Source organism: uncultured Bacteroides sp., from assembly GCF_910578895.1.
In the GTDB taxonomy this organism is placed as follows: domain Bacteria; phylum Bacteroidota; class Bacteroidia; order Bacteroidales; family Bacteroidaceae; genus Bacteroides.
On the sequence record NZ_CAJTSC010000027.1, the window covers coordinates 5,186 to 16,915 of the forward strand.

General features: G+C 45.9%; 12 protein-coding genes. 11 read left to right on the plus strand and 1 reads right to left on the minus strand.

The window, feature by feature from the left end; all coding sequences use genetic code 11:
• Positions 1–352: 352 nt before the first annotated feature.
• From QZ327_RS08405 to QZ327_RS08460, 11 genes are all read left to right on the plus strand, one after another.
• Positions 353–628, plus strand: a complete 276-nt coding sequence (locus QZ327_RS08405; protein ID WP_294618626.1) for a tetratricopeptide repeat protein — start codon at positions 353–355, stop codon at positions 626–628.
• A gap of 18 nt (positions 629–646) precedes the next feature.
• Positions 647–874: a ferredoxin family protein gene (locus tag QZ327_RS08410; protein WP_004289820.1), complete on the plus strand. Its 228-nt coding sequence runs from the start codon at positions 647–649 to the stop codon at positions 872–874.
• A gap of 15 nt (positions 875–889) precedes the next feature.
• Positions 890–1,975: a 3-methyl-2-oxobutanoate dehydrogenase subunit VorB gene (locus QZ327_RS08415; protein ID WP_294618627.1), complete on the plus strand. Its 1,086-nt coding sequence runs from the start codon at positions 890–892 to the stop codon at positions 1,973–1,975.
• 68 nt (positions 1,976–2,043) lie between these two features.
• Complete coding sequence (locus tag QZ327_RS08420) at positions 2,044–2,217, plus strand: hypothetical protein (protein WP_294618628.1); 174 nt, start codon at positions 2,044–2,046, stop codon at positions 2,215–2,217.
• A gap of 12 nt (positions 2,218–2,229) precedes the next feature.
• Positions 2,230–2,991, plus strand: a complete 762-nt coding sequence (locus QZ327_RS08425) for a thiamine pyrophosphate-dependent enzyme (protein ID WP_294618629.1) — start codon at positions 2,230–2,232, stop codon at positions 2,989–2,991.
• A gap of 95 nt (positions 2,992–3,086) precedes the next feature.
• Positions 3,087–3,629, plus strand: coding sequence for a 2-oxoacid:acceptor oxidoreductase family protein (locus tag QZ327_RS08430; protein ID WP_294618630.1), 543 nt, complete (start codon positions 3,087–3,089; stop codon positions 3,627–3,629).
• Between the two features lie 254 nt (positions 3,630–3,883).
• Entirely contained in the window at positions 3,884–5,965 is a 2,082-nt protein-coding gene (locus QZ327_RS08435) for a putative porin (protein WP_294618631.1), read from the plus strand.
• A 14-nt stretch (positions 5,966–5,979) separates the two neighbouring features.
• Positions 5,980–6,795, plus strand: a complete 816-nt coding sequence (locus tag QZ327_RS08440) for a transporter substrate-binding domain-containing protein (RefSeq protein ID WP_294618632.1) — start codon at positions 5,980–5,982, stop codon at positions 6,793–6,795.
• 689 nt (positions 6,796–7,484) lie between these two features.
• Positions 7,485–8,291, plus strand: a complete 807-nt coding sequence (locus QZ327_RS08450) for a KilA-N domain-containing protein (RefSeq protein WP_294618633.1) — start codon at positions 7,485–7,487, stop codon at positions 8,289–8,291.
• 28 nt (positions 8,292–8,319) lie between these two features.
• The gene (locus QZ327_RS08455; protein WP_294618634.1) at positions 8,320–8,889 is read left to right on the plus strand and encodes a hypothetical protein; all 570 of its coding nucleotides are present in this window, start codon (positions 8,320–8,322) and stop codon (positions 8,887–8,889) included.
• A gap of 14 nt (positions 8,890–8,903) precedes the next feature.
• The gene (locus QZ327_RS08460; RefSeq protein ID WP_294618635.1) at positions 8,904–9,161 is read left to right on the plus strand and encodes a hypothetical protein; all 258 of its coding nucleotides are present in this window, start codon (positions 8,904–8,906) and stop codon (positions 9,159–9,161) included.
• Positions 9,162–9,612: 451 nt separating this feature from the next.
• On the opposite strand, the gene QZ327_RS08465 is transcribed toward QZ327_RS08460, so the two are convergent.
• Positions 9,613–11,535, minus strand: a complete 1,923-nt coding sequence (locus QZ327_RS08465) for an NAD(+) synthase (RefSeq protein WP_294618636.1) — start codon at positions 11,533–11,535, stop codon at positions 9,613–9,615.
• Between the last annotated feature and the right edge of the window lie 195 nt (positions 11,536–11,730).

An 11,730-nucleotide genomic window follows, 5' to 3' on the forward strand; every position in this document is an offset into this window, starting at 1 on the left:
TTTTCGAATTTACCAAATGTTTGATGTAAATAATCGACCGGAGGCACACGGTTCTTTCATTTAAGAGAGTTAGAGGAGACATATTAATTCTGCCAAATACTATACAAATTCCTTCATCCAACAAAACCAACCGGACAGAAGCAGGCATCAAGAGAAATACATATTATCCTGAATTTGCACATTTTTATAAGAAACTGTTACGAAATCGCCCCTTTTTCCGTCCTGACTGTGAAAGCAAGAGAAGATTTTTTTACATTTGTCTTGCTATTTTCTTATTTTTCACGATAAAGTTGCTTGCCATCTTTAAATAAAAGCTATCTTTGTATTTCAATAATCCGGAACTCAAAATGACATGGAGCAATTAAATACCATAAAAGAGCTTATCAATCAGGGAAACGTAGAGCAAGCCATCCTCCGGCTCAATGAAATGCTGCGGACCGATTTCCCCGAAAAAGCCGAAGCCTATTACCTTTTGGGAAATGCCTACCGCAAGCAAAGCAACTGGCAGCAGGCGTTGAACAACTACCGCTATGCCATCGACCTTGACCCGGACAGCCCCGCCCGGCAAGCTTATGGCATGGTAATGGACATTCTGAATTTCTATCATAAGGACATGTACAATCAATAAACATAAAGAATATAAATTATGGCAAAAATCAAAGGAGCAATCGTAGTAGATACCGAGCGTTGCAAAGGCTGCAACCTGTGTGTCGTGGCTTGTCCGCTCAATGTAATAGCCCTCACCAAAGAGGTGAACGTGAAAGGGTATAACTATGCCCACCAAATATTGGAGGATACCTGCAACGGATGCAGTTCGTGCGCAACCGTATGTCCGGACGGGTGTATCTCGGTTTATAAAGTAAAAGTAGAATAAAATAATAAGAAGAATATGGCAGAAGAAGTTGTATTGATGAAAGGAAACGAAGCCATCGCCCATGCAGCCATCCGCTGCGGTGCCGACGGATACTTCGGTTATCCCATTACTCCCCAATCGGAAGTATTGGAAACACTCGCCGAACTGAAACCGTGGGAAACTACCGGCATGGTAGTGCTCCAGGCAGAGAGCGAAGTGGCAGCTATTAATATGGTATACGGTGGCGCCGGAAGCGGAAAAATGGTAATGACCTCTTCGTCCAGCCCCGGTGTCAGCCTGAAGCAGGAGGGCATCTCCTACATTGCGGGAGCCGAATTGCCGTGCCTGATAGTAAACGTGATGCGCGGCGGTCCCGGACTGGGAACCATCCAACCCAGCCAGGCAGACTATTTCCAAACCGTAAAAGGCGGCGGCCACGGCGATTATCGCCTCATAGCCCTTGCACCTGCTTCCGTACAGGAAATGGCAGATTTCGTAAGCCTGGGATTTGAACTCGCTTTCAAATACCGCAACCCGGCTATCATCCTTGCCGACGGTGTAATCGGGCAGATGATGGAGAAAGTGGTTCTTCCCGCACAAAAGCCGCGCCGTACGGATGCCGAAGTCATCGAGCAATGCCCGTGGGCCACTACCGGCAGAACCAATGGCCGCAAGCCCAACGTCATCACCTCACTGGAACTGAAACCGGAAGAAATGGAGAAGAACAACATCCGTTTCCAGGCGAAATACAAAGAAATCGAAGAGAACGAAGTACGCTTCGAAGAAATTCACTGCGATGATGCCGAATACCTGATTGTGGCTTTCGGTTCTATGGCACGCATCGGGCAGAAAGCCATGGAAATGGCGCGTGAAGAAGGTGTCAAGGTCGGAATGCTCCGCCCCATTACCCTATGGCCGTTCCCGACCAAAGCCATTGCCACATACGCCGACAAGGTGAAAGGCATACTGGTTACGGAGTTGAACGCCGGGCAGATGATTGAAGATGTCCGTCTCGCCGTAAACGGCAAGGTGAAAGTGGAACACTTCGGACGGCTCGGCGGTATTGTTCCCGATCCGGATGAGATTGTAGCGGCACTTGCTAAATTAAAAATTGAGAGTTGAGAATTAAGAAATCTCAACCGACTCCATTTTTATTTTTAAATTTTAATTCTCAATTCTCAATTTAAGAAATGAATCCTGATAAAATAAGAAACGTACTGAATATTCTCTTCCTGATACTTGCCCTGGCAGCTATCATCGTCTACTTTGTAGCAAAAGACGACTTCAAACTGTTTATATACGTTTGCGGCGCAGCTATATTCGTAAAGGTCATGGAGTTTTTCATACGGTTCACCAACAGATAAGGAGAAGTGATTATGACAAAAGAAGATATTATCAAACCCGAAAACCTGGTTGCCAAGAAACCGACTTTGATGAACGATAATCCCATGCACTACTGCCCGGGATGTAGCCACGGCGTGGTTCACAAACTGATTGCCGAAGTAATCGAAGAAATGGGATTGGAAGATAAAGCCGTAGGTATCTCCCCCGTGGGATGTGCCGTATTTATCTACAACTATATAGACATCGACTGGCAAGAAGCCGCCCACGGACGTGCTCCTGCCGTTGCCACCGCCATCAAACGCCTGTGGCCGGACCGTCTGGTGTTTACTTATCAAGGCGACGGCGACTTGGCTTGTATCGGCACTGCCGAAACCATCCATGCGCTGAACCGTGGAGAGAACATCACCATTGTCTTCATCAACAACGCCATCTACGGTATGACCGGCGGGCAGATGGCTCCCACTACCCTTGTGGGCATGAAGACCTCTACCAGCCCATACGGTCGTGACGTACACTTGCACGGCTATCCGCTGAAGATGGCGGATATCGCCGCACAACTGGAAGGCACGGCATACGTAACCCGTCAGAGCGTGGATACGGTTCCTGCCATCCGCAAGGCAAAGAAAGCCATCCGCAAGGCGTTCGAGAACTCCATGGCAGGCAAAGGGTCCAACCTTGTGGAAATTGTTTCCACCTGCAACTCCGGCTGGAAGATGTCTCCGGACAAATCAAACAAATGGATGCAAGAGAACATGTTCCCCTTCTATCCATTGGGTGACTTGAAAGACAAATAAATCGGTTAATAAGGGAACGGGGGAAGAGGTTGGCACCGTAATCTCCCAACCGCAAACTTATCAACTAAAACTTCGTCAACTAAAACAAAAGAACAATGAAAGAAGAAATCATTATAGCAGGCTTCGGCGGACAAGGCGTACTGTCCATGGGAAAGATTTTGGCATACTCCGGACTGATGGAAGGCAAAGAGGTTACCTGGATGCCCGCCTACGGACCGGAACAGCGCGGCGGTACGGCAAACGTGACCGTAATAGTAAGCGATGAGAAAATCTCCTCACCCATCCTGAGTAAATATGATGCAGCCATCATCCTGAACCAACCTTCATTGGAGAAATTCGAGAGTAAGGTAAAGCCGGGCGGCATTCTTATCTACGACGGTTACGGCATCATCAACCCGCCGACGCGAAAGGATATCCACGTCTACCGCATCGATGCCATGGACGCGGCGAATGAAATGAATAACGCGAAAGCATTCAACATGATCGTACTTGGCGGACTGCTGAAAATCGCTCCCATCGTGACCTTGGAGAACGTCATCAAAGGATTGAAAAAGACACTTCCCGAACGTCACCACCATTTGATACCTATGAACGAAGAGGCTATCAAAAGAGGGATGGAACTGATAAAGGAAGTCTGAAAAGACAGTAACATCATAAAGGGGGATGTACCCATCTTCCGACAGTCTTCACTACATTCTCTGAATAACAGGATGATATGACTATCGGAACATGGGTACATTCTCCTTTTTATATATGTTTATTCAAGTAACAACATCTTTTAGGCAAATACTCTCCGCACGACTCCCGTATGAATTGCCTAATTGCAAAAAAGAAGCAAAAAAGAGTGATTTCCGTAAGCGAATAATTTTTTATTGTATCTTTGCGCCTAATTATGAGACGGATTGTACTGACATATATATTTCTATCCATTATAGGTATCTTAAAGGCAGGGGCGCAAACCCCTTTCAACCGTATGGATCCTGCAACGGGACGTGACCGCTTCGGTAACCAGGTAGACCCCAACACACTACCGGATAACCTGGAAGACAGCACCAATACGGAAATCCAAAGCCTTCCTCCCAAACTTTACATGTGGCGTTTGAGCGAAACATTGGGTAACCGTACGATTATCCCCGCCGACACCGCCAATCTGAACTTCCAGAATACGAACTTGGTAGAGGGCATGTACGGACATTATAATTATTTGGGCAACCTGGGTTCTCCCCGCCTGTCGCGTATCTTCTTCGAGCGCAGGGACAATGAGCCGACCATCTTCATGGAGCCTTTCTCCAGTTTCTTTGTCCGTCCCGATGAAGTGAAATTCACCAACAGTAATATACCTTTCACCAATCTTACTTACTACAAGGCAGGAAACAAGGTCAACGGTGAAGAACGTTTCAAATCTTACTTCTCGGTAAACGCCAACAAACGATTGGCTTTCGGCTTCAACATAGACTATCTGTACGGACGGGGATACTACCAGAACCAATCCACATCAAACTTCAATGCCGGAATATTCGCCAGCTATATCGGTAGCAAATATCAGATGCAGGCTGTATATAACAACTTCATCATGAAGATGAACGAGAACGGCGGTATTCAGGACGACCGTTACATCACGCGCCCGGAAGACATGGCGGAAGGCAAAAAAGAGTACGAGTCCACCACCATTCCCGTCAGGCTGGAGCAGACGGCAAACAAAAACAAGGACTTCTACGTATACCTGACACACCGTTACCGCTTAGGCTTTACACGCGAGACAACAACCATAGAGGATGCCAAGACACCCGGCATAGCCGCTGCCAACGACAGCGTGCCCCTGCCCAAAGACACTATTATAACCGAAGAATTTGTTCCCGTCACCAGCTTTATACACACTCTTAAAGTGGAACGGACACGCCACAAATTCTCGTCCGCCAAAGAAAAGGAAGGACAATATCCCAATACATACTTCAATGAAATGGGCAGCCGTGACTCCACCACTGCCTTCAGTGTAAAGAATGTGTTCGGCATCGCCTTGCTCGAAGGTTTCAACAAATATGCCAAAGCCGGGCTGACAGCCTATATATCACATAAGTTCAGCCGTTATGAACTAATGGATACGCTGTCTCGCACCCACTTCGACGAACAGGAGATATTCGTGGGCGGCGAACTTGCCAAACGCCAGGGTAAAACGCTGCACTACAACGTGAACGGTGAAGTGGGCATCGTAGACAAGGCTCTCGGACAGTTCCGCGTCAATGCCGACCTCGATTTGAATTTCCGCCTTTGGAAAGACACGGTGAACTTCTATGCAAGAGGTTACGTAAGCAACACGCTTCCCTCTTTCTATATGCGCCATTACCACTCCAACCATTACTATTGGGACAACGAAAACATGGACAAGGAGTTCCGTACACGCGTAGAGGGTGAATTGAACATCGGACGCTGGAAAACAAACCTGCGCGCCGGTGTAGAAAATATAAAGAACTACACCTACTTCGACCAACACGGCATGCCCGCACAGGAAAGCGGCAACATACAGGTGCTTTCCGCCATGCTGAAGCAGGATTTCCGTTTAGGCATCCTGCACTTGGACAACGAAGTGACCTGGCAGAAGTCGAGCAACGAGACCGTATTGCCGCTGCCGCAACTTTCGCTGTATCACAATCTGTACCTGCTTACCAGAATAGCCAAGAAAGTGCTGACCGTGCAACTTGGTGCGGACGTTCGCTATTTCACCAAATACAACGCGCCTGCCTATACTGCCGCCATCCAGCAGTTCCATCTTCAGGCGGCAGACGACCAGGTAGAGATTGGCGGTTATCCGATTGTAAATGTATACGCCAACCTGCACCTGAAGCGGACACGTATCTTTGCCATGATGTACCATGTCAATGCCGGAATGGGTAAAGGCAATTACTTCCTTGTACCGCATTATCCTATCAATCCGCGCCTGTTCAAGATTGGCATTTCATGGAATTTTTACGATTAACACCGTCCTGCATCATGAGAAATGCCAAATTGTTGAAGTATATCATCTTAGGAGTAGTGACCGCACTTGTCGCCACATTCGTGCTGCCTAAGAAAGAAACCGGCAAACGGCATCCCCGCGACTATGCCGAAATTGCGGCAGACGGCATGCTCCGTGCGGCTACGGAATATAATTCCATCAGCTTTTATGTAGATGGAGACACGCTGTCCGGATTTCACTACGAACTGATAGAAGCCTTTGCGCGCGACCACGGTTTGAAAGTAGCCATTACTCCCGAAATGAGTTTTAACGAACGCCTGGAAGGCTTGGCGGCAGGCAAGTTTGATGTCATAGCATACGGCATCCTGGTAACCAGCGAATTGAAGGACTCCCTACTTCTCACTTCTCCAATCGTCCTGAACAGGCAAGTATTGGTACAACGCAAAGCAGACGCCCCCAACGACTCCCTGTTTATCACAAGCCAACTGGATTTAGCGGGAAAGACGCTGAATGTGGTAAAAGGCTCGCCTTCCATCCTGCGCATCCGCAATTTAGGAAACGAAATCGGTGATACCATCTATATTAATGAAATAGAGAAATACGGTTCCGAACAACTTATCGCACTCGTGGCACATGGTGATATCGACTATGCGGTATGCGATGAAAGCATCGCCCGTGCCGCTGCCGACAGCCTGCCGCAAATAGACATAAACACCGCCATCAGCTTCACCCAATTCTACTCATGGGGTGTGAGCAAGCAATCTCCGGTGCTTTTGGACAGCCTGAACAGTTGGCTGGAGAAATTCAAAAAAGGAAAGGAGTATAAAAAAATATATAAGAGGTATTATTAAGAGCCTGTTTTTAAGTTTTCTTCAAAAAGTTTTTCTTTAGCTTCTTTCGAGGTTCTTTCCGGTCTGTTCATTGTATTTAGAACCATAGAACAAGCAAAAGCAATCAGAAACATCCAAGTATAAACCTTTAATTACCAATACATTCTATAATTCAACACTTTTCTGCTACTTTTTGTCGCTTCTCAAATTTCCACATATTTTTGATACATATTTCTGACGTGGAGAATTTGCGAAGCTTATTTTTTGTTATATTGTACAGGTAGTTGATAAGGGTTTACAACCGTTTACGATGAGCGACAATAACCACCCCGATATGCGGTGATAGTCAAGCGGTAAACAATGTCATCTGTTTGGTTAAGGATTATTACAAGCCTCGTTTCGATACGGAGCAGGTATCAGACATCAAGGGTGCGCTTAATTTGTGCGGGGATGACAAGCAATCGCACCGTACAGCCGGGAACTTCCTCTGCTCCACTGCCAGTAAAAAGGCGACTTGGATAGTCGGGAGTAAATCAAAGTCAACCGGGAAGTCGATAATGTGGCAGAGGGTCATTACGACGATTAGCAGAAGAGAGGCTTTTCAATGGAAGATAAACAGAGTCGGATATTAGTGATAATAATCGTAATAACTTGACGTACAACCGAATAAAAAGAGTAACTTTGTAAACGAATTAAAGCATCAAATATGTATGGCAAAGGTAACAGTTCAAAATACCGAAGTCAATGTTATAAAAGTAGATGGAGAGGATTACATCTGCCTGACTGATATGCTACGTGCCAAAGACGGAGAATTTTTCATAACCGACTGGCTACGTAATCGTAACACCCTTGAATACATCGGTATTTGGGAAAAGGTATATAATCCCAATTTTAATTATGGCGAATTCGCCACAATTAGAAATCAGTCCGGACTAAACAGTTTCAAAATAAGCGTCAAGGAATTTGTGGCTCGTACAAATGCGATAAGTGTGCAAGCAAAAGCCGGACGATACGGGGGGACATACGCTCACAAGGATATAGCCTTTGAGTTTGCCATGTGGATAAGTCCCGAATTCAAGATTTACATTGTCAAGGAGTTCCAGCGGCTTAAAACGGAGGAACAACATCTGTTGGGGTGGTCTGCCAAACGGGAACTATCGAAAATCAACTACCGCATACACACCGATGCAATCAAACAGAATCTTATTCCGGCAGAAGTAACGCCCAAACAGTCAAGTATCATTTATGCCAATGAAGCTGATGTATTGAATGTGGCGATGTTTGGGATGACAGCAAAACAGTGGCGAGAAGCCAATCCCGACCTGAAAGGGAATATACGTGACTGTGCCACAATTAACGAATTAATTTGCCTATCGAATATGGAAAACCTGAATGCCGTATTTATAGAACAGGGCATATCACAAGGAGAACGGCTTATTAAACTAAACCAAATTGCCATTCATCAGATGAGTGTCTTGGAAAGCGACATCAATGGTGACAGAAAGTTATTGAAATAGTTACTCCAATCATAAATTTCAATGTTGCATGAAACAGCAAAAACGACATAGTAAAGCAGAAAAAGGTCAATCCAAGAATTTGCCTTGGTGGATCATCCTACCTGCATTGAGTTTCTGTCTTTTGGCACTTGAAATAGGAAACAACACACTGGTAAGTTACAACCGTTGGTACATACCATTTGCGATAATCGGTCTTGCAATAGGTGTCGTCCGTCTAATCCGAGACAAGGACATTGTTTGGAATTGGAAAGAGTACCTCGGAGGTATATTCTATGCGTTCATACATTCGGTGATGGCAATACTGATAGCAACAGCTATCTTCAGCATAATATTTTTGCTCAACTTCTACTTGCCAACAAATCACCCTGATTATGAAGAAACAGTAACGGTAATCAACAAAGTACGTTATGGTGGTAAAAGAATAAATTATCACCGCTATACAATAATTTTCCACTTTAAAAGCGAAAACTTCAAAGACAAAAGTATAGGAGTAGGCAAAACCACCTACAACCAAGCCAATCCGGGTGACACCTACATCTTCACTCTTCAAAACGGCTTCTTCAACATCCCCGTCATAAAAGATAAAGCGAAACAATAGAAAGGATATAAGCAATGAAAACGAATGTACAACTTAAGGGTCTCTTAATGCTCTGTGTAGTAATAGGGATTATAATAGTGTATGTCAATTTCCAGCACAGCAAGATTGGTACTGTCTTGTTAATCGCATCGGTAGTATTGTCTTTCATTGCAGCATACTACATTGACGACAACACCAACGACAAGCAGTTCGAAAGGATAATGAAGAAAGTGGTGGCGATAATCTTTTTTATATCGTTGACGGAAGTGCAGTTGTTGAAGTGGAGTCTCTAAGCATTGACTACAGATTGAAGTGACTCTGCCTATGTCTCCAATATGGACAAATATCCATCTTGCAGAGAGGTAATAAAAGGAACAACCCAAAAGAATTAAGAACCAATAAAAGTATTAAATCTTCATCCCTTAGAATGTACCATTAAAGGTTACGACCATATTTCTGACTTATTACTTGCAAATTATTGATTAATAATTTGCAAGTAATTTCTCGCAAAAGAACCGTCAAAATAATGCTGAAAAAATTTAAACAGGCTCTGATAATCCGCTTAAAAGAGGAAAACAGACCGGAAAAAACTCAAAAAACAGGGAGTTGAGAACCGGGGGGCGCAATGTTGTACTTTAGCATCGCAACGTTGAACGTTAGCGTTGCAGAGTAGAACTTTAGCATCACCAACGCAAGTCTCCATTCCAACCTCTCCCCTAACTCCCCATTTTCAATCTCTAATCTTTAATCTTCGATTTCCCTCAGCCACATCGCCGACGAGGCATCGCTCGGCATCCGCCAATCTCCGCGCGGACTGATGGAAATGCTTCCCACTTTAGGCCCGTCCGGCAAACAGGAACGCTTGAACTGCTGATTGAAGAAACGGCGGCAGAAAGTCTGCAACCACTTCTTTATAGTAGCTTCGTCATAAACACCCTTAAATGTGCGCGCGGCAAGGAAGAATATCTTGGAAGGACGGAAACCGCAGCGCAGGAAATAATAAAGGAAAAAATCGTGCAATTCGTACGGACCTACAAGGTCTTCCGTTATCTGCCTGATGTTTCCGTTCTCATCTGCCGGAATAAGTTCCGGACTGATGGGAGTATCCACAATGTCCAACAGCGTGGCACGCGACGCCTCGTCCATATCATTCTCCGCCACCCACTTCACCAAGTGCTTCACCAATGTTTTGGGAATGCTTCCGTTGACACCGTACATAGACATGTGGTCGCCGTTGTATGTAGCCCATCCCAAAGCAAGTTCCGACAAGTCGCCCGTGCCGATAACCATGCCCCAAGTCTGGTTGGCGATATCCATTAATATCTGCGTACGTTCACGCGCCTGCGAATTTTCGTACACCACATCATGTACGTTTATATCGTGTCCTATATCCTCAAAATGCTGTATGCAGGCATCCTTTATGCCGACCTCGCGTATGGTTACCCCCAACGAGGTCATCAGAGCGACAGCATTGGTATGCGTCCGGTCGGTAGTGCCGAACCCCGGCATCGTCACGCCGATAATCCCTTTGCGGTCCCATCCCAACTTATCAAATGTTTTCACACAGACCAACAATGCCAGCGTAGAATCCAAACCGCCGGATATGCCTATCACCGCACTTTTGGCATTGGTGTGTACCAGGCGTTGCGCCAAGCCCGATACCTGTATGGAGAATATCTCCTCGCAACGCTCATTCAAAGCGGCTCCGCGAGGAACGAACGGATGCGGATCGAAAGTCCGTGTCAGATTTAAATCACCCGGGGTGACATGTTCCGCAAGAATGCGCACCGGTACTTCCGATGCACAATTGGCATGACAAGCCGCAAATGTAGTGTTCACCCGGCGCTCCGTACGTATATGTTCCACATCTATTTCACTGACCACCATCTGCTCTTCGAAAGAGAAGCGCTCGCTGCTTGCCAGCAACATGCCATTCTCGTAAATCAACCCGTTGCCTGCAAAAACCACATCCGTAGTGGATTCTCCAAAACCGCACGAACTGAACACATATCCTGCAATGCAACGCGCCGACTGCTGGCTGATGAGCGAACGGAGATAAGCGTGCTTGCCTATTCCCTCGTTATCCGCCGAGAGGTTGAAAAGGATTTCGGCTCCCTGCAATGCCAAAGCAGAACTCGGCGGAATGGGAGCCCATAAGTCCTCACAGATTTCGATACCGAAAGTGGCATCTGCCGTCTCAAAAAGCAAGTTCCGCCCCATAGGCACTGCCTGTCCGCACAAACGTACGGTGGTTTCCGACACCTCGCATGCGGATGTAAACCAACGTTTCTCGTAAAATTCCTTGTAGTTGGGAAGATAGGTTTTAGGGACAACTCCCAGTATCCTGCCTTTCTGTATCACCACTGCGGCATTGAGCAATGCCCCATTCAAGGGTACAGGCATACCGAGAATGGCTATGACATCCATCTGGCGGATATTGTTCAGAATTTGCATCAACCCCATTTCAGCCTCTTCAAGCAAGAGTTGCTGGGCAAAAAGGTCTCCGCATGTATATCCGGTAATGCACAACTCCGGAAAGGCAATAATCCGCACGCCTTTCCCATCGGCAATGATTATCTCTTTTTCAATCTGTCCGGCATTGAACTTACAGTCCGCTACCTTCACACGGGGTACAGCCGCCGCTACTTTAACATATCCGTAATTCATATATGAATCCTATTAATATTAGAGCGCAAAAATACGGCAATTTCTCAATAAACACAAAATTATCAACCTTTTCACTCCGCATTAATCACGGTCCTTTCATCAACAGGAGTCGGAGGGAGTTACCGGGAATTAAAGAGGGTTAGAAGCCAAATCAAAAAGCCGTGACACAAGTTCTAAAAAAAAAATATCAAATTC